This window comes from Shewanella sp. 10N.286.51.B2 (genome assembly GCF_041469265.1).
Lineage (GTDB): Bacteria > Pseudomonadota > Gammaproteobacteria > Enterobacterales > Shewanellaceae > Shewanella.
This window is the reverse complement of the sequence record NZ_JBFRKH010000060.1, coordinates 5,234-28,231: the sequence shown is the minus strand read 5'-3', so window position 1 is coordinate 28,231 and position 22,998 is coordinate 5,234. Positions and strand designations below refer to the sequence as shown.

The window sequence follows — 22,998 nt, the reverse complement described above, 5'->3', positions numbered from 1 at the left end:
CAACTACATATATGCACACTGGCTAATTAATTATCTACTTTAACCATATTCATTAGTAAAATATACGGGTAACATCCCTGCATTAAAATTAACGGAGCAAGTCTAAAACATGAAACCTAAGATTGAATTATTAGCCCCTGGCGGTGATGTCGAGGCGATTAAAGCCGCAATTATTGCTGGTGCAGATGCTGTTTATTGCGGCTTAGATACCTTTAATGCTCGTAATCGCGCTGCTAATATTTCTTTTGACCAATTGGTTGGGATCATTCGACTTGCCCATCAGTACGACTGCGAAATCTTCTTAACCTTGAATATCGTTATTCTTGAGCAAGAATTTAAAACCTTAATGAAGTTACTTAATAAGTTGGTAAATACCACCTTAGACGGCGTTATTGTGCAAGATTTGGGCTTACTGTATGTACTGAGAAAACATTTTCCGACTTTAGCTATTCACGCTTCAACCCAGTTAACCACCCACAATGCAGGCCAAATCCCGTTTTTAAAGCATTTAGGCGCAGAGCGGGTGAATTTATCCCGTGAACTAAACCTACGTGAAATCACTACCCTTGCAGAAGTTGGCCGCGAGCATGACATGCTCCTTGAAGTGTTTGTCCATGGCTCATTATGTGTGGCGTTTTCAGGTTTATGTTACTCAACCTCAGCCAGCGCGGGTAACTCAGGTAACCGAGGCCGCTGTAGCCAAGCTTGTCGTGAAGAGTATGAAACCACTGAATCAGGTAATAATTTTCCGCTAAACATTAAAGATAACTCCGCCTTTTTTGACCTACCGGCGTTAATTGAAGCTGGAGTGTATTCATTTAAAGTTGAAGGCCGTATTAAAGGTGCCAGTTACGTACATACTGTGATTGATAGTTTCCGTAAGCAAATTGATGGCTATGTTGAAACAGGTGAATTGACCCAAGATGGCGAGCGCTTATATAAAGTATTTAACCGCGACTTTACCAACGCCTTTTTACGCGGCGATTTAAACCAATCAATGTTTATTGATAACCCACGGGATAACTCTAAAAATCATTTGGTTGACCAATTAAAAGCAGAAAAAGGTGAGTCGATTTCAGTGGTGCAAATCCACGATGCCCAGCAGCAATTGCAAATCGATAAGCAGCAAATTAATGCCTCTGTGGATGATAAAATTGCCCACTTAAGTATTGAGAAAATCAAGCTATCATTGGCCTTTGCCAGTAAACAAGGTCAGCCCTTAAGCCTGACTGTTACCACTGAACAAATGAGCAGTAAACTGGCCTCGGCAGAGCAGCAAACCTTAGTGCTGCATTCAAGCAGTAGTATGCTGCCAAGCGAAAAACTCAGTGTTGACCAAGAAGCCATTGAAAAGCGTTTTAAAAATATCAATAACGCCAATTATGAATTAATCAGCTTAGATTGCAGTGGTTTAGCAGATGGCTTAAGTATTCCATATCGCGAGATCACCACCCTTAAAAATCAGCTGTTAGCTTATTTAAACGATGGCATTGAAGTGATCCCAACGGTTGAGTTACCAAAACTTGAACGCCACCCTAAAGTGGCAGTAAAAGCTGACGCTGAAACAGCCCAGCCACAGTTATCTATTTTGATTTGTGATGAAGCGGATGTGGCACTAGCCCAAGCAACCGATGCTGATATTTATTTCAAACTGCCAGATGCCTATAAACGTGGCTGCACTAAATATGTGGAATTCTTCAAGCAAAACCCACGCTTAATTCCATGGTTCCCGCCAGTATTGATTGGTAAAGATTACGATGCAGCGCTTAATATTTTACAACAAGTAAAACCTGAGCTTATCGTAACTAACAATACAGGTATTGCTTATCACGCCCAAAAGCTAGGTGTTAAATGGATTGCTGGACCATTTTTAAATACCACCAACTCATACGCTTTATTAGCCTTAAAAGAAGGCTTTGATTGTAGCGGTGCGTTTATTTCAAATGAAATTAACCGCCAACAAATGAAGCAATTAGCCCGACCTAAAGACTTTAAAATGCTTTACAGCATTTATCATCCAATTTTGTTAATGGCCAGCAGACAATGCTTCTTCCAACAAAGTGTTGGCTGTGAAAAACCACGTATTGATAATGGCTGTATGCTGTCTTGTGATAAATCCACCAGCATTAAAAACTTAAAAGGTGACTCTTTTGCCATTGATAAGCAAAAAGCTGGTTACCCAAGTATTTATAATCAAGACCAATTCTTGAACATGGATATCGTTGACGATTTAGCTGATTTATTTGACGGCTTCATGATTGATTTAACCAACATTGGTGCAGGCAGTCGAGTCTCACCTGACAAGCTGGCATTGATAAAACAGTTTGAGCAATTGCTACAAGGCAATCAAAACGTTAAGTCAGAACTTGCCGCCATGGTGCCAGAGTCAACGGTTGATCAGTACATCAACGGTTTGTAATACCAACCCGCTGATTTATTGATAACACAGTAACAAAGCCCTGATGTAGCTCGCGACATCAGGGCTTTTTTGTCTTCACAATATGATTTTTGGGGATAGGTAAGGTATTTAAAATCAGCAACTAATGCTAAAAAAATCCAAATATTACCACGTTAAATGTAACAATTTGAATCGCGCGTTGAATGTTATCAAAATATTTAAACGCTTGTTTTAATAGCTGCTTTTAATACACCTTAAATCCCTTCTCGATTTTAGCGTCGTAACTTACGGAATTTACACTGTTATTATTTGTTGCTTAAATTGCATTCACCTTAAAGTGAGGTCAGAATCACACCACCCAAGTTTACTTGATCTTAGTCACAAAATAATAAGAAAAAATATGACAGCACGTATAACAAGTAATAAAGAATATCTGTTCTCACCTGATAAACCATTAATTTCCAGCACTGATCCACAAGGGGTTATTACCCACTGTAACCAAGCATTCATCGACACCAGTGGCTATAGCCGAGAAGAGCTAATTGGTCAGCCGCATAACCTTGTTCGCCACCCAGATATGCCCAAAGCGGTATTTGAAACTATGTGGCAGACATTAAAGTCTGGCAAGGTATGGATGGGGCTGGTAAAAAATCGCCGCAAAAATGGAGACTATTACTGGGTGAGTGCTTTTGTCACTCCAGTTTATGATGGTAATAAACTGGTGGGCTATGAGTCGGTACGTGTGCAAGCTGAACCCGATGAAAAACTACGTGCGAGCAGTGCTTATGCGCGCATCAATGCTGGCAAGTCAGCATCATCGCTGCGCAGTCGCCTAAAATTGGGCTTCACTAAAGCATTACCAATTATTCTGCCCTCACTAATACTCACCTTAATGCTTGCTTGGCAAGGTAACAGCGTCGCGGCTACAGCCAGCTTAATCGCTGGACTAGTAAGCCTTGGCTGGAGTTTGCAGCAACAAGCTAGTCAGTGGAATAAACTACTATTAATTAGCCCTAAATCATTTGCCAATGAAACTGTTGCCCAAACCTACTTTGATGATACTGGCACCAGCGCCCAAGCTAAAATGGCTTTCATTAGTGAAATAGCCCGCTGCCGCACAGCATTAACTCGTATCGATGAGTCAGTTAGTGGCTTAGACAAAATTTCCAATATCAGTAAAACTCAAGTGTCAGTGACTCAAGCAGCGGTAGAGCATCAAGGCTTAGCGACTCAACAAATTGCCTCAGCGATCACCCAGATGTCCCAAGCTATTCAAGAAGTCGCCCAAAAAATTGAAGAAAACTCTCACAGTGCAGAAAATGCCATTAGCTTTGTTGATTCTGGCGCAGCGCTGGCCGATGAGTCCCTAAGCTCAATCCACCAGCTAAGTCATGCGGTTGACAGCATTGCTATTACGATTAAAGAGTTAGCCACCTCAACTGAAGAAATCGGTCAAGCGGCCAATTTAATTTCCTCCATTGCTGAACAAACCAACTTACTGGCTCTCAATGCTGCCATTGAAGCGGCTCGGGCTGGAGAGCAAGGCCGTGGCTTCAGTGTTGTCGCCGATGAAGTGCGCGCCCTTGCCTTAAAAACCCGTGAATCAACCGACCAAATCCACAGTGTCATTAAGCAGTTGTCGGCTCGTACTAATGCCGCTGTTGATATGTCACACCAAGGTGAAATTGCCACTAAAAATGGCCTTGAAGTAGTTGAGAAAACTCGCTCATCACTGGAAAAAATAAAAGGTGCGGTGACGAATATTACCGATATGACCTTTCAAATGTCCTCAGCAGTTGAAGAGCAAAGCGCTGTTGCAGAGCACATCAACCAGCAAATTATTGAAATTGCTGATGGGGCAACAGATACGGGCTCTGCGGCCAATAAGTCACTCAATGCCAGTGAAGAGTTAGAAAAAAATATCAAGGTATTTCACTCTCTTATTCGCCGTTTTAAATTATAAGCCGCTATAGGGAAAACTGATCTCAGTGCGCTGTATTGGGCGCACTGAAGTCATGATACCCCTCTTGGCAAGCTTGTGTAATGAGCCTGCTTCAATCTGCCTGTTTCAATATCAAGCGATGCAATACAGGCTGATCCCAAAACAAGCCAGCCTCAATAAAGCCCTTCTCTGTGTTCTTATCCCAAAGCTAGGCAATAGCTAGCACTATTTATAGCGAAAAGTTATAATTGGCCACTTAATTACCCTTTAAACCCTAGGAGCTATTTTTGGCACACACTTACATCCCGCTAGATGTGTATAAGCGCAAGTGGATTTTTAACCATAAAGATTTGCCTGTTGCTGATGAAGACAAAGCATTAATCAAACCGTTAACGGACAAAAGTGCCATGATGGTTTGGAATCAATGGATAAGTAATAAGTGTAATCGTGCTGAATTATTTTCTAAGGGTGACTGGGCAGCTAAGCAAGATGCTTGGAAGCAAACCGAGCACTGGCAAGCGGCATGGGACTCTGAAGATAATAACCTGCCAGAACCGATTGCTGAGTTTATTGACTGGAGTGACGATACCCAAGTATTTTTCTGTTATGAAAAATACCAAATCATCGAAACCACCTGGGCAGTGTTTGCTCAAAACTGGAAAGCCTTTTTGTTTTTCGATGATGGTCCAATTTTGATCGCCCCGAAAAAGAAACAAGCCATTATGTTCGAGCAAAATGGCCAATATAAGCTAGGAACGCGTTCGTAATCTTGTTGTGCAAAATCAGCACACAGCCCGTATAAATCACACTTTATAAAATGAGTTGCCCATGAAACGACTTTCAATAATTGCCCTCACCGCTGCGTTAGTGTTACCACAAATGGCTGAAGCTAAAACCGTTTCAGGTGTTGAGCTGGCGGATAATATGACGATTGCAGAGCAACAGCTTGCCCTTAATGGCGCAGGGGTGCGCAGCAAGTTCTTTATGGACTTATATGTTGGCAGCTTGTACTTAGCAACACCTGCAACCAATGTAGATGCGGTTATCGCCCAGCCGATATCAGTGATTAGGCTCAATATCACTTCTGGAATGATCACCGCAGATAAAATGACTGATGCCATTGTCGAAGGTTTTGATGCAGCCACCAATGGCGATAGCGCATCCATTCAAAGCAGTATTGATGCGTTTATGGGACTATTTAACGAAGAAGTCAGCAAAGGCGATCAATTTACCTTTGTCACCCATAAAGACGCTGGGGTAACCAGCTTTAAAAATGGTCAAGAACAAGCCACAATTGCCAATGAAGCGTTTAGACAAGCGTTAATCAAGATTTGGCTAGGCGATGAGCCTGCTCAAAAAAGCTTACGCAAAAACATGTTGGCAAAATAAACGCTGTTAATAGCGCTTAACCCACAGCCACAAAAAAGCGACCTGATGGTCGCTTTTATAGCTAGTTTTATGTAACACCTTTGCTAAAAGGCTAGTTAATAAAGCTTAAAACTTAATATCAATGGCTAAACCTGCTGCCGCTTGATTTTCAATATCATCAGACACCTTAGGTTGACTTAGCTCCATTTCACCAGCAAAGAAGTAACCACCATAGGCATTAATCGATACTTTCTTGCTGATATTCCAGCCCGCACGAATAAAACTAACCCACTCTTCTACTTCAATAGTTTGCTCAGCATCAGTCACTAGAAAGCGCTCGGTACGTCTTGAAGCCCCTAAACCAAAATTCCATTTGTCATCAAGTTTATAAGATAGCTCCAAACCTGCTGGGCCACTAAAGCCTGCTTGGAATGGATTACTTAACGACAGTTTATCGGTTATGTTCCATTTTACCGCTAGGTAAGGAATGGTTTTTACTTCAGAGATATCATTTAAGTACGCCACCCCAACCCCAAGCATGTTACCTGACTTAAAGCGGTACATACCTGAAGCCACAACCCCATAACTTTGCGCATCTGAAGACGATGCCGTATTAGCATAGGAATATTGTAATTTCGGTGCGAATAAAAACATCCACTGGGCATTAGGGCGATAACTTAAAGATAAACCGGCACTGTATTTATTGATGGAACTCCAAGGGGTAACGTTACCTTGCAGTAGGCCTGCGCCAACATTTTTAAAGCCATAATCGAGGTTGTCATAACCTACATTGGCGCCGATAGACCACTCTTTGCCAATAGGCATCGATGCCGACAGCTTCATGCGCCATACATCACGTTGCAGTTCGGTATCTGAGCTGCCGACTTGAGCCGCTTCAGTTGAAGTGCGCGATACATGAAACTTAAACGGTGAGTAATCGTAGGCAGAAGCGGTTGCGCTAAACGCTAAGCTAGACACTGCTGCTAGCTTGGCAACATAGGGAATAGAAAGCCTTTTTGAATAACGCTTTTTAACTTCAAAGGCAGTTTGCTCTGGCACGAGGGACAAACTTGAAATCGTTTTCATTAATCGCTTCCTTTCTCATTATTATATCGATCGAAATTATCAGGTATAAATCATAACGTCTATACTGGAACGCTTTTAAATTGGATCACTATTTCAATATTTTATGGCACTTTTTAGCGCTGATAACCATGTTATCTAAGCCAGTTTGCGATAACCCAGCTTACCGCTGCTACACTCGATGGGCTTTTAAAAACATCTGCGTGGTATCTTCAATATATTGCGCCCGTTTAGGCATTAAGTCTGTGGCATCTAGGCGCAGCTCTAGACGCAGCTTCAGCTCACCAAAAAGCATTAAACTTAAGCGAACGGCGCTGTCATGGGGCTGGGGGAAATAATACTCACCGTGCTGATTCACCGCGGTAAAGTAATCCGCCAGCAAGGCTAAAATATGCTTAGGGCCGGCATCAAAATACAGCTTTGATAGCTCTGGATGGGTATCAGCATGAGCAAGACAAGTTTTGAAAACTGCTAATACTTCTTCACTCACAACCAAATCACTAAACTGTTTCGCAAAGGTAACTATTGTTTGCTCAGCATTGAGTGAGTCACTTAATAAGTTGCCGGTCAGTTGATGCACCACACACTTAGATTCTATCGCCGCGACAAATAACTCATCTTTAGAACCAAAGTGTGAATACACCGTTTGCTTAGAGACTTCAGCTTTTTTCGCGACCAAATCCATACTGGTATTAGGAAAACCTTGCACGCAAAAAAGCTCAATGGCTGCATCTAAAATCCGCATTCGTTTTTGTTCGCTACGAGTTTTCACCGCACCATGATTGCACGGTGCTGAGTTTGCTTCATTTATCATAATCACATCTTCTTGTATTTATGTTTTTTTCGCTATAAGCGCAACCACGCCTTAACAATAAATAACATTTAATCACAAATTAGACTGGACAGTCTAGTTTTATAGAAATAAACTAAAACCCAAATAGACTAGACAGTCTAGTTCATTATTAGCCCAGCATCACATGATGTATTCAATTGGTCAATGCTATTAAGCCTTGGTTTTATTGAAATTAAGGAAGTTGCAATAGGAATGTTCACCATGAATAAGGTCACCGTACAGCGTCGCGTCAATAAGCTTGGCATTATCATCAGTTTGATTTTGTTAACGGCCTGTAATGAGGCCGCAATATCCAATACGGCAGCAGTGACTATTCCTAATGTGATGACCCAGCCACTTAATGCCAGTAGCAGTTACCTTCAGCAGCAGCGATACACGGGTATTGTGCGCTCAAGCGATACCACCGCCATAGGCTTTGAACTGGCGGGCAAATTAAGCGACATTGTTGTTGATAGTGGCGATAGCGTCATTAAAGGGCAACAACTGGCCAAGCTTAATACCCAATTACTTCAGGCTGAGCAGCAACAATTAGCGGCGTCACTACTGCAAACCCAAGCCGATTTAGATTTAGCGCAAAGTAATTTTAATCGCTCCGTTAAGCTGAAGAAAAAGCAGTATGTATCCCAGCAGCAGTTTGATGAAAGCCAGCAGCAAGTCGCCAGCCTGCAAGCCAATCAAAAACGCCTACAAGCCTCGCTTCATGCCACCGAATTAAAGCTAGCAAAATCCACATTAGTGGCGCCTTTTGATGGCAACATCAGTAAGCGTCACCATAATATCGGCGAAGTTATCGCCTTGGGTAGTCCGGTGTTTACCTTAATTGGTAACAACCAGCAGCAGGCTTATATTGGGGTGCCAAACACGGTCGCGATGACCATGCAAACCAATCAAAGCGTCAACATCACTGTTGGCAATCAAACCTACACTGGCACCATTGCCGGGATCAGCGCAGAAATCGATGCGGTCACTCGCACTGTGCAGCTGCGGGCAGACTTACCCAATAACAGCCGCATGATCAATGGTGAAATCGCTTATCTTGAATACCAACAACAGGTCAATAGCGCCGGTTACTGGGTGCCCATTTCCGCACTCACTGATGGTATGCGAGGCTTATGGAATGTGTTTGTGGTCACCAAAAATGCTGACGGACAAGCCCAACTAGAGCGCCGCGACGTTGATATTATTTACACCAACCAGCAACAAGCCTTTATTAATGGCGCGATTGATAAAAATGATGTCATAGTCACTCAGGGCTTACATAAATTGGTGGTTGGCCAAATTGTTAGCCCAAGCTCACAAGCTGTTGCGAGGTCATTATGATTAAGGCCTTTGTTGAAAATGGCAGGCTAGCAAGTTTAATGATTGCCCTGCTATTGGTGGCGGGGTTAGGCGCCATTAGCAGTTTACCCCGCACTGAAGACCCTAACATTACCAACCGCTTTGCTTCGGTGGTGACTCATTACCCCGGCGCATCGGCTGAGCGAGTGGAAGCTTTGGTCACTGAAGTGTTAGAAAATCAACTGCGCCGCTTAGAAGAATTAAAGCTAGTGCAATCTACCTCGCGCCCGGGCATTTCCGTTATCCAGTTAGAGCTTAAAGACACGGTAACTGACACAGCTCCGGTTTGGTCTCGAGCCCGTGATTTAGTCGCCGACAGTAAATCTACACTGCCGCTACCGGCGCAAAACAGCATTTTGGATGACCAAACAGGTTACGCCAACACCGCGATTTTAGGCTTAGTGTGGCAAAACGACAGCCCTATTCGAACTGACGTACTCAAGCGTTATGCTAAAGAGCTGCAAAGCAAGTTACGGGTACTTAATGGCACTGACTTCGTCAACTTGTCTGGCACCCCAGATGAAGAAATTCTGGTTGAGCTTGATGGCAATAAAATCAGTCAACTTAAATTAACTCCCGCTGCTATTGCCGCTATTTTGTCTAATGCTGACAGTAAAATATCAGCTGGTGAAATCCATAACGCTACCTTTAAAGCGCTGATAGAAGTATCAGGCGAGCTTGATTCAATCACTCGCGTGGGCCAAGTGCCGTTAAAAATTGATACTAATGGTCAGATCATTCGCCTAGGTGATGTCGCCAATATTAGCCGTCAACCTAAAACACCTGCCACCAGCATTGCGCTGATTAATGGCGCTGAAGGGGTATTGGTGTCGGCCCGAATGCTTGACGATAACCGAGTTGATCAATGGCAAGCGCAAGTAAGCCAAGTGGTCGATGACTTTAGCGCTAACTTACCGGCTAACATTCAAGTGCAATGGCTGTTTGATCAACAAGGCTATACCAGTGTGCGCCTAGGGGATTTAGTCATTAATTTAATCCAAGGCTTTGTGATTATTTTACTGGTACTGATGCTCACCCTTGGGCTAAGAAATGCGCTGATTGTGGCATTATCACTGCCGCTAACGGCCTTGTTTACCCTCGCCTGTATGAAGTACACCGGACTGCCCATCCACCAAATGTCAGTCACTGGTTTAGTGGTGGCACTGGGGATTATGGTGGATAACGCCATTGTAATTGTTGATGCTATTGCCCAGCGCCGCAAACAAGGCTTAAGTAAACTTGAAGCCGTGAGTAAAACCTTGCACCACTTATGGCTGCCGCTTGCGGGCTCAACCATTACCACCATGTTGGCCTTTGCTCCGATAGTTTTAATGCCCGGCGCAGCAGGTGAGTTTGTTGGTGGTATCGCCATTTCAGTGATGTTTGCTCTACTGGGCTCATACTTAATTTCACACACCATCATTGCTGGTTTGGCGGGGCGTTTTAGCCAAGATAATGCGTCTATGGCGTGGTATCAAAAAGGCATGGCCTTCCCGCGTCTTAGTCATGCTTTTCAAACCAGTTTACGCATTGGCTTAAAAAGACCGGTGATCACCGCTGTGCTGATTGGTATTTTGCCGGTTGTCGGTTTTGTTGCTTCAACTAAAATGACCGAGCAGTTTTTCCCGCCATCGGATCGGGATATGTTTCAAATTGAAGTGTATTTAGCGCCATATGTGAGCTTAGCCAATACCCGTCAGCAAGTTGAACAAATTGATCAGCGTTTACGGGCGCTTGAAGATGTTGAAATGAGCACTTGGGTCATTGGCGGCAATACGCCATCGTTTTATTACAACCTGACCCAGCGCCAACAAGGGGCGGCTAACTACGCCCAAGCCATGGTCAAAGTGACCGACTTTGATGCGGCGAATCGACTGATTTTATCGCTACAAGCTGAGTTTGATGATGCTTTTCCCCAAGCGCAAATTTTAGTGAGAAAACTAGAACAGGGCCCACCATTTAACGCCCCAGTTGAATTACGCATTTACGGGCCATCATTAGATGTATTAACTCAGCTAGGAGAACAGGCCCGCGGCTTGTTTATGCAAACCAAAGATGTGATCCATACCCGCGCCACCTTAAGTGCAGGCTCACCAAAGGTGTGGATGCAAATCAATGAAGATGCCAGCTTAATGAGCGGCTTAAGCTTAACTGATATCGCCAAACAAATTGAAATGTCTACCACAGGTATCATAGGCGGCAGTATTTTAGAGCAAACTGAATCGCTACCAGTAAGAGTAAGGTTAGCAGATAGCTCAAGAGAGCAAGCCACTCGTTTATCTGAGCTTAATTTACTGTCTAATAATGGCAATATTATTCCGCTGTCAGCCATTTCCCACAATGAAATCAATGTCAGTCGCGGCGGGATCCCAAGGCGCAATGGCGAGCGGGTTAACACCATTGAAACCTACATTGTCAGTGGCGTACTGCCCGGAAAAGTACTCAATGATGTTAAAGATAAACTCGCCCAAATTGAGTTGCCAGCGGGTTACCATATCGAGATCGGCGGTGAAAGCGCCAAACGCAATGAAGCGGTGGGCAATTTACTGTCAAACATCGTAGTGGTGGTGACCTTATTACTGGCAACAGTGGTGCTGTCTTTTAACTCATTTAGATTAACTGCGATTATCTTATTAAGCGCATTTCAATCAGCTGGGCTTGGTCTGCTGGCAGTGTATGTGTTTGGGTTTCCGTTTGGCTTTACCGTGATTATCGGCTTATTAGGCCTAATGGGGCTGGCCATTAATGCCGCTATCGTTATTTTGGCAGAACTTGAAGACATGCCAGAGGCAAGACTTGGCAACCTTGAAACCATCATCAACATTGTTAGCGGCTGCGGCAGACATATTGGCTCAACCACCATCACCACCATTGGCGGCTTCTTGCCACTGATTATCGCAGGCGGCGGTTTCTGGCCTCCCTTTGCAATAGCGATTGCTGGCGGCACCTTACTCACCACCTTGTTATCGTTAATTTGGGTGCCAACTATGTACCTATTATTAATGAAGAAAAAAGCCTTGCAGCAACCAAGCCTTGAGCCAATAAGCGTCTAATATAAAGGCGGTTATACCTATAACAAAACGGCGCTATTAAGCGCCGTTTTTTATGTTTAATTGTTCTAGGATTTCGGTTCACAATGTAATTTTAAAATGACTTGGGCTTGCTGCCATGACATAGTTTAGGGTGGCAAATTGTTTCATCCGCATTGATGAGTTTTGCGGCACCCCCCTAATACGTACCAGTAAATACGTACCAGTAAATGCGCACCAGTAAATCAATGGCCTCTTGGGCGGGGTCCATAAAACTGTCGGTTTGATGTATTTCAAGATTCAAGAGTGGATACAGCTCTAACAGCTCGGATAAAAAAGGAGAAATATGTAACCGAGCAAAAGCCACTGGCGCGCTAATTTTAACAGTGCCACGGGGGCTATCAGCTTTTTGCTCTATCCGCTGAGATACTAAATCATACTGACGGATAATCTCAGCACTGTGCTTAGCAAAAGCAATACCTTCTTCAGTTAATGAAATAGCGCGCGTATGACGGTGCAGTAACTTAGTACCGACCTTCTCTTCTAATTGATTCATTTTGCGTGACACTGAAGACGGCGTCATATCTAGCCTGCGAGCAACTTCAGAAAAATTGCCAAACTGGTGCGTCATTAAAAACAGTTTTATGTCGTGCAAAGAGACATCGTAGTTCATAGCAAGATCCCAAGTTGATACCTTAAGAGCATAAGCGATAAACACAAAATCGCACACATGAACCAAGGCAAGTGACTTTTGACACTTAAACAACAGTCATCTTGTTAAAACCAAACAGAAATGATCATAGAGTAAAATCATCAGGTATTTGGCAAAGCGACTATAAAACCAATTACTTAATTAGCAATGCCCTAACCCTCATCGATTACTTATTGCATTTATGAGAAAGTAAACCCGCACATTTGCTTTTTTACCTCTACTTTTTGCAAATTTAAAACAGTACATTAATCCTCCTAAATGTCACAGCGCTATTTTTATGACCTTAATTAGCGCTGTGACCTATCAGTTACTCTTATTCTTAACAGAGAATATGCTATGAAAATTGCACTGTTTATACCTTGTCTCGTCAATCAAATGCTGCCAGAAGTCGCCGTTGCTACGCTTGAATTATTAGAAAAGCTTGGCCATGAAGTGATATTGCCTTCAGGTCAAACTTGCTGCGGCCAACCGATGACCAACTCAGGCTGCTTTAACGAAGCAAGAAACACCACCATGAAGCTACTTAACGCTTTTAAAAATGTTGAGTGTGATGCCATTGTTTGCCCTGCTGCATCTTGCTTAGTGGCTGCCAAAGAAAATTTCCATGAGTTTGACAATAGCCCAGAAGCCCAAAAGGTTATCAGCAAGCTGTATGAACTGACCGAATTTTTACATGACATTGCCCCAATTAAGCAATTTTCGAAACCTCTGAATACCAAGGTTAGCCTACAAATGAGCTGTCACGGGATCAGAATGCTGAGTCTTGCCACTCCAAGCGAAAGCATGGGCAGACAATTTAATAAAGTCGAAGCAGTGCTGCAAAATATTGACGGCTTAACCATTGTCTATCCCGATCGCCGTGATGAGTGCTGCGGCTTTGGCGGCACCTTTGCCGTAGACGAAGGCGCAGTATCGGCAAAAATGGGCAAAGATAAAGCCCAAGCCCACGCAGCCACCCAAGCTGAATTTGTTGTGGGGTTTGACCCATCATGTTTAATGCACCTTGATGGCATGATCCGCCGCCAACAATTACCGATCCAAACTCGCCATATCGCGCAAATCATTAACTCAGTTCTATAGGAGGCTTTGCTATGTCAAACAATCATTCATCTGAAGCGACTCACGCTAGAAAGGCCGACATTTTTTGCCGCGATGAGTCTCGCGTCGATTGGCATTCAAAAGCCTTATGGTTACTCAGAGAAAAGCGCGATCGCGCTGCAAAGCAAATTCCTGAGTGGGAAAAATTACGCCAATTAGGTTCTGAAATTAAACTGCATACCTTAAGTAACCTTGGCCAATATCTTGAGCAATTTGAAGCTAAATGCCTTGAAAATGGCGTGCAGGTTCATTGGGCTAAAGATGCCGCTGAGCATAATGAAATTGCCCATCGTATTTTGGCAAAGCACAATGTCAAAAAGCTGGTCAAATCAAAGTCAATGCTCACTGAAGAGTGTCATTTAAACCCGTACCTTGAAGAGCGCGGCATTGAAGTTATTGATACCGATTTAGGTGAGCGCATTATTCAGCTTGCCGGTATGCCGCCATCACATATTGTGGTGCCTGCTATTCACATGAAAAAAGAAGAAGTGGGTGAACTATTTCACCACAAGCTTGGCACCACTGCTGGTGAGTCTGATCCCACTTACCTGACCCGCGCAGCTCGCGCCCATTTAAGAGCGCAATTTTTATCTGCTGATGCGGCAATGACAGGGGTCAACATGGCCATTGCCGATCAAGGTGGCGTCATGGTGTGCACCAATGAAGGCAATGCTGATATGGGGGCAAACTTACCTGCGCTGCAATTGCATTCTATGGGCATTGATAAAGTCGTGCCCAATTTAGACAGTGCTGGGGTACTATTAAGAACCTTAGCTAGAAATGCCATTGGCCAACCTATTACCTCTTATTCGTCTTTCTACAACGCGCCAAAGCCAGATGGTGAGATGCACATTATTATTGTTGATAATGGCCGCAGCGCAATGATGCAAGACAGTATTTTAGCCGAGTCACTGAAGTGTATTCGTTGTGGTGGCTGTTTAAATACCTGCCCTGTGTATCGCCGCTCTGGTGGTTATAGCTATAACTACACCATCCCTGGCCCTATTGGGATTGCAGTAGGCGCGCAGCACGACAAAACGGACTCTATGCCTTGGGGATGTACTCTCTGTGGCAGTTGTAGCTTTGTCTGCCCAACACAAGTGCCGCTGGATAAAATTATTGCCCGCCACCGCCGCATTAAAGCCGAGCAAAACCGCTTACCTTATGGCAAAAAGCATTACATGCCATTAGTCGGTAAATTTATGAGTAGTACCATAGCGATGAACTGCTCAATGAGCGCGGCAAGAACATCATTACGTATTTTACCCCATAGCTTATTAAAGCCATTTTCTGGCGCTTGGGGTAAATACCGCGAATTACCACAGGCACCAAAGTCGAGCTTTGAAGCTTGGTTTAAACGTAATAGAGGCCAATAATATGTCCAGTAAAAATACCATTTTGGCAGCATTGCAAAAATCTGCCGTGGCAACAGCCACTATGCCAGTTATCGATATCCCATTACGAGATATGGACTTAGTCAGTGCATTTAACACTAACCTCAGCGCCGTTGCCGGTAAACTGATTCAACAAGGTGGTATTGCTGCCTTAAACAGCTATACCCATGAGCTGATCAGCCAAGGTAAACAAGTGTTATCAATGGTTGATGGCGTCAGCGGCAACCGTCAGCAGCCTGACACTGCCCATGCGATGCAAGACATTGACTTTACCGTACTGAAAGGCGAGATAGCAGTAGCTGAAAATGGCGCAATTTGGGTATCGTTACCCCAAAGCCATCGAGTGACGCCGTTTATCTGTGAAAACCTGATTATCACCATTGCTGCCGATGACATAGTACAAGACATGCATCAAGCGATAAAGTTAATTAATAGTGCTGTACCGTCATTTGGGGTGTTTATTGCAGGCCCTTCAAAGACAGCCGATATTGAGCAAGCCTTAGTCGTCGGTGCCCATGGGGCTTGTAGTTTAGATGTTTACTTAGTTTAAGTATCTATCGACAAACTACACCCTGTTTTTGGCTAGCAACAGTTCAGTTGCTAGCCAAATATAGAGGCTGACTTTGACAACATAAAATCTAAAAACAATTGTACTTTTAGTGGCTGATGACTGCGCTGATGGTATAACAGCGAAATACGCCGCGTCTCACCCTGCCACTGAGCTAGCACTGGCACTAACGCCCCAGATGCCACTTCTTGCTCAACAAACTTAGTGGGACCATACATGATCCCCGCTCCTGCTACAGTTGCTTTCACCGCGCCGTGAATATCCGATAAGGTCAGTTTTGCCGGGCCCTCATAGTAAAACTCCCCCAACTGTTTATGAATTAAAACCCAATTAAACAGCGGCCACATTTTTACTAAATTATGCTCAACTAGCTGCTTAGGATGGCTCACTGCTGCCGCTTTGTCTAAATAACTAGGCGCGGCAAACAAACCATAATGCAGCACCCCAAATAACTTAGACACCCAAGATGAATCTGGCTGCGCTCCGCCTACAATGGCGACATCAACACCTTCATCAATTAAATCAATGGTCTGGTTATTTTGGCTAATGTGCAATTGAATATCAGGATACGCGATAGAAAACTCGGTTATCGGTTCCATCAGCAACATCGAGGTAATAGAAATTGGCGTAGCTAAACGCAGGGTACCTTCGGGCTTCGCTTTCGATGGATGGTTTAGCACATCAAGTTGCGCTATCACCCCTTGATAGCGTTCAAACAATGCCCCGCCTTCTTCTGTTAAGCGAATTCGCCGAGTACTACGCATAATCAGCTGCGTATTAAGGTGGGCTTCAAGCTTCGAAATTTTGCGGCTTACGGTAGCCACAGGCATTTGCAGCTCTTTGGCCACTTGAGTAAAACTACCCGCATTGACTAAATGCACAAACAAATGGATTAGCGCAATCTCGGCACCGGCATTATTGGACATATCAACTCTCTGGTAGCGAAATAACTATTGTAATAAAAAGTCCCTCTGTCACCTAGTGGGTTATGGGCCTTATTGGGGAAATAATGAGAATCAGCAGCCTACTAATTTAGAACAAGGAAAAAACAATAAAAAAAACCTGCGCTTGTCTATTCAAAGGGATGCCACACTGCTGTTTCGGGCCATATATAATCTATTAGAAAACGCCACTAAATACGCAGGCGTTAATGCCGCCATTAACGTTGAGCTAACCGCCAACGGTTTTATCATTAGTGATAACGGCCCAGGTATTTGTGATAGCGAGAAAGACAAGGTGTTTCAGCCAAACAGGGAATGCAAACCAGTGAGCAGTTAAGTCAAATCACAACCAGTATTGGTGAACTTGCCACTTTCTCTAGCAGTATCGCTAGCGCCACAGAGCAGCAAAGCGCCGTTGCTGATGAAATCACCCGCAACTTGCATCAGATGTCGTCCTTTGCCAATGAAGGGCAAGAGCGCGCCGGAGAAACCGTTGAAGTCGCTGACGGGCTAACAGCGCTAGCAGGAGAGCTAAAAACCAAGATTAACTTCTTTAAAATTTAATCATTTGTTTGTAATAAAAGATTGTTAACTCAGGTCGTTATAAGGGGCATGAACGGTAAAGTTCATGCCCCTTTATTTGATAATGAGGTTACGATTAACTACCACTTTAATGACAGAACAGGTACAGAATGAAAAAACGCACCGTTATCGCACTACTTTCAACCCATGCACTCGTACTCGCCATTGGCTTTGGCGCGGGCATTTATACCTTACCTATTCTTACTGCACCAGATGCACCAAGTCGCGAGCAAGTGCAGTCAATTGACTCTGTGCAACGCTTTACAGGTCAATTCAGCCGTAAACTCAAAGATAGCGACGCATTGCATTGGGGCGAAGGCAAAGTGACCCTAGGCGATGAATTTATTGCACTGAATGGCAAGCTGTCACCAGGTCCTGACTTTAAACTGTATTTGGCCAAAGAGTTTGTAGAAACAGAAGCGGATTTTAACCGTTTAAAATCAACGATGGTGCAAGTTGCCGACATCAAAACCTTCAACAATTTCTTAGTGCCAATACCAAAAGAGGTGGATATCGCAACTTACAACACCATCATTATTTGGTGTGAAAGCTTTGGTCAGTTTATTACCGCAGCCCAGTACCAGTCTATTTAAGCGCTTTAAAAACGATAACTCATTCAACCTTTGTAAGCTTGCTTCCCTTATTTCACCCATCAGCTAATTTTAAACAATAAAAAACCCTGCACTAGGCAGGGTTTGATATTTTACAACTTAAAACACTTACTTATTTTTAGCTTCAGACTCGCTAATACGGTCTAAGTTTTCAGTGTTTTCAAGCCAAAGCGCATTAATGATGCCAAAAGCACAGGCCAGTAATACACCTAAAATCCAAGCGAAATACCACATAATGGCTCCTTAATTAATAAAGTGATGCTTTGTTCTTTTCAATGAAGTCGCGGTTTAAGCGACCAAACATCTTGTAGTAAGTCCAAATGGTGTAACTTAATACTGTCGGTACGAAAATAATCGCCGCCCAAGTCATCACATTAAGGGTCATTTCACTTGCGGTTGCATCCCACATCGTTAAGCTCACATTTGGATCAAGCGATGAAGGCATGACGAATGGGAACATTGATGCGCCACATGTCACGATAATGCCTGCAATAGCTAGTGAGCTAAATAAGAATGCAAAACCACTTCGGTTAAAGCGACTTGCTAGAATCACCAAGATTGGCATCAACAAACCTAATGCTGGGAACAGCATAGTCAGAGGATACTTGTCATAGTTAACTAACCATGCGCCTGCTTCTATAGCAACAGTTTTAGCCGTTGGATTAGAAGGACCAGCAGTATCGATTACTGAAGTAACCACATAACCGTCAATACCATTTACTAACCAAACACCCGCAGCAGCAAACAACACTGTCACTAACAAACCACACACTTGTGATGCTTTAGCAGCGCGAACACGTAGCTCACCTTCGGTTTTCATTTGTAACCATGAAGCACCTTGCATCATCATCATAAGTGCACTGATTAAGCCAGCTAATAAACCAAATGGGTTTAGTAGGCCTAGTAAGCCACCTTGATAAGTTGCACGTAGGTATTCATCGAACTCAAACGGTACACCTTGTAATAAGTTACCAAAAGCAACACCGATAACTAATGGAGGTACAAAACCACCGACAAACAAGGCCCAATCCCACGACTTACGCCATTTTGGGTCTTCAATTTTTGAGCGGTAATCAAAACCAACAGGGCGCAGGAATAAGGCGAATAACACCAACATCATTGCCACATAAAAACCCGAGAACGACACGGCATATACTGTTGGCCAAGCGGCAAATAACGCACCACCTGCAGTAATTAACCAAACTTGGTTACCATCCCAGTGAGGGGCAATCGAGTTAATCATGATACGGCGCTCAGTGTCGTCTTTACCAATAATTGGTAATAACGCACCCACACCCATATCAAAACCATCTGTCACAGCAAACCCAACTAGCAATACGCCAACCAGAGCCCACCAGATAAATCTTAGCATTTCATAATCAAACATAATCAGGTCCTCAGATTAAGCATCTTGGTTTTCAAAATGATATCTACCTGTCTTAAGGCATGATGGGCCAAGACGAGCAAACTTAAACATTAAGAACATTTCGATCACTAATAGTATTGAGTAGAACACAGTGATTGAAATGATACTGAACCATATATCACCTGGCGTTAGCGTTGATGCTGACATAAAGGTCGGTAAGACTTCTGAAATGGTCCAAGGTTGACGACCATACTCTGCCACAAACCAACCACATTCAATTGCAATCCAAGGTAGTGGCAAGCTGTATAGCGCTGCACGTAATACCCATGGTTTTTCTTCAATTTTATGACGGGTGCTTTGCCAGAATGCCGCAGCAAATACCAATAGCATAATCACGCCACACGCAACCATGATACGGAATGACCAGAACATAGGGGCAACGTTAGGAATAGAGTCTTTAGCGGCAGCTTTAATTTGCTCTTCTGTCGCATCGACTACATTTTCTGTGTAACGTTTTAGCAGTAGACCATAGCCTAAATCGCCTTTGGTCATTTCAAAATCAGCACGAATTTGCTCTGTTTCATTACCTGCGCGAAGTTGTTCTAGTAAAGAGTAAGCAATCATACCGTTACGGATACGAATTTCATGCTCGTCGATTAAGTCGATAATACCAGTCACTTGCTCATCTAAAGAACGCGTTGCAATGATCCCCATTACGTATGGGATCTTAATCGCGTAGTCAGTGTGCATGGTTTCTTGATTTGGGAAACCCACTGCAGTAAAGGCCGCTGGTGCTGGCTCAGTGTGCCATTCCGCTTCAATTGCCGCTAATTTAACGCGCTGTACTTCACCTACTTCATAGCCAGACTCATCGCCTAGTACCATTACCGATAGGATTGACGCCATACCAAAACTTGCAGCAATCGCAAACGAGCGACGGGCAAACGGTAAATCACGACCTTTAAGGATAAAGTAAGAACTAATTGCCAAGACGAACATCGCGCCGGCAACATAACCTGATGCGACTGTATGAACAAACTTAACTTGCGCAACAGGGTTGAACAGTACTTCAGCGAAGCTGGTCATTTCCATACGCATTGTTTCATAGTTAAACACTGACCCTACTGGGTTTTGCATCCAACCATTAGCAATCAGGATCCATAAAGCTGACATGTTAGAGCCGATAGCAACTAACCAAGTAACCGCTAAATGTTGACGCTTACTAAAGCGATCCCAACCGAAGAAGAACATACCCACTAAGGTAGATTCTAAGAAGAAAGCCATTAAGCCTTCAATCGCCAGTGGAGCACCAAAAATATCACCCACATAATGTGAGAAATACGCCCAGTTAGTACCGAACTGGAATTCCATTGCTAAACCGGTGGTAACACCTAAAGCAAAGTTAATTCCGAATAACTTACCCCAAAACTTAGTCATGTCTTTGTAGATTTGGTTATTAGTCATCACGTAAACGGATTCCATAATAGCCAAAATAAACGCTAGACCTAAGGTTAAAGGTACAAATATAAAGTGGTACATGGCTGTTAGCGCGAACTGTAACCGTGACAGTTCAACAACCTCTTCAATAATCATTGGCGACTCCTTACCCAGTACATCCAAATGTCATGTCGACTTCCTCAAAAACAAAAGTGTTATTGCAGGAAATAAATTTATTAATCTAAAGCAGCACCCAAAAAAACAGGTTAATGAATTGTTATTTTAAGACTACCGTAACTCAATTTCGTTTTTAGTTTATTTCGCCTTAGCACCACAATAGTGAGACGTTTATCACACCAAGATAGTAAAGGGTGACACAGCGCAAATAAACCAAGCCCACCAAAATCATAAAATCAGCAAAAACAGTTACTTATAAAAATAATTAATGGTGCACACCTCTATTTTATATCATCTAAATTTGATTCAAATCAATCAAACTTGCCACCCTTAATGGGTTTTCTGTGGGTTTTGGGCAATAGCGCAAACTACCAACTTTTATGTATTGACCAATACCCCAAATATTGCTAGGAATTTTTTTACATTTTTTTAATATAGTGTTCCCTAATCCATGTTTTGCTAATGAATTTAGCCTAAGTAACAAAATTAGATCAAAAAAAACCATGGGATATATATTTTAACCCTTACAGCTTTAATTTAAATAATTAAACCATTGAATATAAATAACAAATAAAAATAATAGTTCAAAAACAAAGCAGGAAGCCATACCTCATTCATTAGTTTTGCTAATGCGTTAGATTAATTTAACTCGTTTGAGAAAAACATCGGCAGGCTTTAATATTCGCCCCGTGTTGAGAGAAGGTCGATTGGACTTGAACAGAATGGATTTCAAGTTACATCCCCAACTCTACTAATTTGAAATTATTACTGAGTGGAGATTTAAAAGATGACTAAATTATTTGATCGCGTAATCAACAGCTACAAACGTATCTTTGTTGAAATGCACAAATCGTACTAAACGCTATTATGTTGTTGCTAGCATCAATACCTACAATTTAGGTGAGTGTTAGCAGCAATAAAACTAAAGACGCATTAAGTATGCAATTGCTTGCTAAATCCGTTGGACGTTTACCCTTGATGTTTTGTTAGCGCAAAACAGCTCTTGCAACATAGAGCAATAATCGGCCCTTTAGGATTAATATTCTAAGGGGCTTTTTATTGTCTAATTTAAAGTTTGCTTATCATTGGCGCTTGCAACAGAGTAATCAATGAATAGCCATAACCTCTAAGTTAGGACACATAAGTTAGGACACTACTGCTTATATAATCATATAATAATCTATATATTGCCCATTAGTTGCCCCCGCCCAATACTCGTTGGCGATGAATCCTAAAGAGATGACATATGCATGAACAAAAGCTAAGCCTTGTTATTGAAAGCGGCCACCCTGCCTATGAATGGGCAAAAAAGCAGTCTGACGCCGTCGGCGCTTTTGGTCACATAGGTACTCATATTGATTGTTACGATTCAGAGCCATTAGAAGCACAGTATGAAGTCGATGTCGTTGTTATAAATTGTACTCACGAAATGCCGTCAGTGGATGATTTAGAGCCTTTAGCGTTAGCAGACAAAGCATTGGTACTTTTTACCGCAAACATTGAGCAAAATGGTTACGGCACGCCAAACTATGGCGTTATGAATACTGCGCTAACCAGTGATGCTATTGAGCAAATTCTACTTAACGCGCCCGCCTTTATCGTTATTGACAGCTACGGAATAGGATCCCATGGTGATGAACACATAGGTTTTGATAAAAGATGCGAGTCGAAAGGCTGTTTCGTGATTGAAAATGTGAACTTATCTGCAGCAGTAACACACTCAATGGTAAAACTTAAAATAGCCTTTGATAAGGACTCTAAATCGACAGGAAAAAGGTGCGATATTAGCGCAATTTGCCGCTAACTATTTATAGTTTAATAATGCTATCTAACTAATTGTCTCGAATTAATTTCACCTAACAAATCGCATCTAACTATATGTCCCAAATTAATCCCACCTAATAAATTGCACCTAACTATTTGTCTCTAATTAATTCCACCTAACAGATTACGCCTAACCTACTGTATTTAAATGTTTTTATTTAACATTTTGCATCTAACTATTTGTCTCTAATTAATTCCACCTAACAGATTGCGCCTAACCTACTGTATTTAAATGTTTTTATTTAACATTCTGCATCTAACTATTTGTATTTAACTA

Annotated in this window: 20 protein-coding genes; 13 read left to right on the top strand and 7 right to left on the bottom strand. The window is 42.8% G+C overall.

Translation table 11 applies throughout. From position 1 onward, the window contains the following. Positions 1 to 109: 109 nt before the first annotated feature. From AB4140_RS16055 to AB4140_RS16040, 4 genes are all read left to right on the top strand, one after another. Entirely contained in the window at positions 110 to 2,419 is a 2,310-nt protein-coding gene (locus AB4140_RS16055; RefSeq protein WP_372001721.1) for a peptidase U32 family protein, read from the top strand. A gap of 379 nt (positions 2,420 to 2,798) precedes the next feature. After that, a complete protein-coding gene (locus AB4140_RS16050; RefSeq protein WP_372001719.1) occupies positions 2,799 to 4,361 on the top strand; it encodes a methyl-accepting chemotaxis protein in 1,563 nt (520 codons plus the stop codon). A 266-nt stretch (positions 4,362 to 4,627) separates the two neighbouring features. Beyond that, complete coding sequence (locus AB4140_RS16045; protein ID WP_102438718.1) at positions 4,628 to 5,107, top strand: DUF2947 domain-containing protein; 480 nt, start codon at positions 4,628 to 4,630, stop codon at positions 5,105 to 5,107. Between the two features lie 61 nt (positions 5,108 to 5,168). Next, the gene (locus AB4140_RS16040; RefSeq protein WP_102438720.1) at positions 5,169 to 5,729 is read left to right on the top strand and encodes a chalcone isomerase family protein; all 561 of its coding nucleotides are present in this window, start codon (positions 5,169 to 5,171) and stop codon (positions 5,727 to 5,729) included. A 105-nt stretch (positions 5,730 to 5,834) separates the two neighbouring features. On the opposite strand, the gene AB4140_RS16035 is transcribed toward AB4140_RS16040, so the two are convergent. Together AB4140_RS16035 and AB4140_RS16030 are read right to left on the bottom strand one after the other, a co-directional pair. Further along, a complete protein-coding gene (locus AB4140_RS16035; protein ID WP_133126422.1) occupies positions 5,835 to 6,794 on the bottom strand; it encodes a DUF6268 family outer membrane beta-barrel protein in 960 nt (319 codons plus the stop codon). A 169-nt stretch (positions 6,795 to 6,963) separates the two neighbouring features. Beyond that, on the bottom strand, positions 6,964 to 7,605 hold the full coding sequence (locus AB4140_RS16030) for a TetR/AcrR family transcriptional regulator (protein WP_372001717.1): 642 nt from the start codon (positions 7,603 to 7,605) through the stop codon (positions 6,964 to 6,966). Between the two features lie 240 nt (positions 7,606 to 7,845). Between AB4140_RS16030 and AB4140_RS16025 the strand changes: the two genes are divergently transcribed. Both AB4140_RS16025 and AB4140_RS16020 read left to right on the top strand, forming a co-directional pair. After that, positions 7,846 to 8,964: an efflux RND transporter periplasmic adaptor subunit gene (locus tag AB4140_RS16025; protein ID WP_372001715.1), complete on the top strand. Its 1,119-nt coding sequence runs from the start codon at positions 7,846 to 7,848 to the stop codon at positions 8,962 to 8,964. Then, entirely contained in the window at positions 8,961 to 12,035 is a 3,075-nt protein-coding gene (locus AB4140_RS16020) for an efflux RND transporter permease subunit (RefSeq protein ID WP_102475421.1), read from the top strand. The genes AB4140_RS16025 and AB4140_RS16020 overlap by 4 nt, the downstream gene beginning before the upstream one ends. 175 nt (positions 12,036 to 12,210) lie before the next feature. On the opposite strand, the gene AB4140_RS16015 is transcribed toward AB4140_RS16020, so the two are convergent. Next, complete coding sequence (locus AB4140_RS16015) at positions 12,211 to 12,684, bottom strand: LysR family transcriptional regulator (protein WP_372001713.1); 474 nt, start codon at positions 12,682 to 12,684, stop codon at positions 12,211 to 12,213. Between the two features lie 375 nt (positions 12,685 to 13,059). Between AB4140_RS16015 and AB4140_RS16010 the strand changes: the two genes are divergently transcribed. From AB4140_RS16010 to AB4140_RS16000, 3 genes are read left to right on the top strand one after another with little or no spacing between them, the layout of a single operon-like run. After that, positions 13,060 to 13,803, top strand: a complete 744-nt coding sequence (locus AB4140_RS16010) for a (Fe-S)-binding protein (RefSeq protein WP_076540150.1) — start codon at positions 13,060 to 13,062, stop codon at positions 13,801 to 13,803. 11 nt (positions 13,804 to 13,814) lie between these two features. Beyond that, positions 13,815 to 15,197, top strand: a complete 1,383-nt coding sequence (locus AB4140_RS16005; protein WP_372001711.1) for a lactate utilization protein B — start codon at positions 13,815 to 13,817, stop codon at positions 15,195 to 15,197. Between the two features lies 1 nt (position 15,198). Then, positions 15,199 to 15,765 (top strand): lactate utilization protein C, encoded by a 567-nt coding sequence (locus AB4140_RS16000; RefSeq protein ID WP_372001709.1) that lies wholly within the window; start codon positions 15,199 to 15,201, stop codon positions 15,763 to 15,765. Between the two features lie 50 nt (positions 15,766 to 15,815). Here AB4140_RS16000 and AB4140_RS15995 read toward each other — a convergent pair whose 3' ends face one another. Further along, on the bottom strand, positions 15,816 to 16,709 hold the full coding sequence (locus tag AB4140_RS15995; protein WP_372001707.1) for a LysR substrate-binding domain-containing protein: 894 nt from the start codon (positions 16,707 to 16,709) through the stop codon (positions 15,816 to 15,818). Positions 16,710 to 16,851: 142 nt separating this feature from the next. Between AB4140_RS15995 and AB4140_RS15990 the strand changes: the two genes are divergently transcribed. The 3 genes from AB4140_RS15990 (at position 16,852) to AB4140_RS15980 (ending at position 17,899) form a co-directional block, all read left to right on the top strand. Further along, complete coding sequence (locus AB4140_RS15990) at positions 16,852 to 17,061, top strand: ATP-binding protein (protein ID WP_241903527.1); 210 nt, start codon at positions 16,852 to 16,854, stop codon at positions 17,059 to 17,061. Next, positions 17,040 to 17,288, top strand: a complete 249-nt coding sequence (locus AB4140_RS15985) for a hypothetical protein (RefSeq protein WP_372001705.1) — start codon at positions 17,040 to 17,042, stop codon at positions 17,286 to 17,288. The genes AB4140_RS15990 and AB4140_RS15985 overlap by 22 nt, the downstream gene beginning before the upstream one ends. A gap of 128 nt (positions 17,289 to 17,416) precedes the next feature. Next, positions 17,417 to 17,899, top strand: coding sequence for a DM13 domain-containing protein (locus tag AB4140_RS15980; RefSeq protein WP_372001703.1), 483 nt, complete (start codon positions 17,417 to 17,419; stop codon positions 17,897 to 17,899). 126 nt (positions 17,900 to 18,025) lie between these two features. Here the strand turns inward: AB4140_RS15980 and cydX are convergent, their stop codons facing one another. The 3 genes from cydX to AB4140_RS15965 are packed head-to-tail and all read right to left on the bottom strand — an operon-like array spanning position 18,026 to position 20,876. Continuing rightward, positions 18,026 to 18,151 carry a cytochrome bd-I oxidase subunit CydX gene (cydX, locus tag AB4140_RS15975; RefSeq protein WP_102438737.1) on the bottom strand — a complete coding sequence of 42 codons (126 nt, stop codon included), beginning with the start codon at positions 18,149 to 18,151 and terminating at the stop codon, positions 18,026 to 18,028. 13 nt (positions 18,152 to 18,164) lie between these two features. Continuing rightward, the gene (gene cydB / locus AB4140_RS15970; protein ID WP_102438739.1) at positions 18,165 to 19,304 is read right to left on the bottom strand and encodes a cytochrome d ubiquinol oxidase subunit II; all 1,140 of its coding nucleotides are present in this window, start codon (positions 19,302 to 19,304) and stop codon (positions 18,165 to 18,167) included. Between the two features lie 15 nt (positions 19,305 to 19,319). Next, positions 19,320 to 20,876, bottom strand: coding sequence for a cytochrome ubiquinol oxidase subunit I (locus AB4140_RS15965; RefSeq protein ID WP_102438741.1), 1,557 nt, complete (start codon positions 20,874 to 20,876; stop codon positions 19,320 to 19,322). Positions 20,877 to 22,143: 1,267 nt separating this feature from the next. Here AB4140_RS15965 and AB4140_RS15960 point away from each other — a divergent pair. Then, entirely contained in the window at positions 22,144 to 22,701 is a 558-nt protein-coding gene (locus tag AB4140_RS15960) for a hypothetical protein (protein ID WP_102475426.1), read from the top strand. Positions 22,702 to 22,998: the final 297 nt, after the last annotated feature.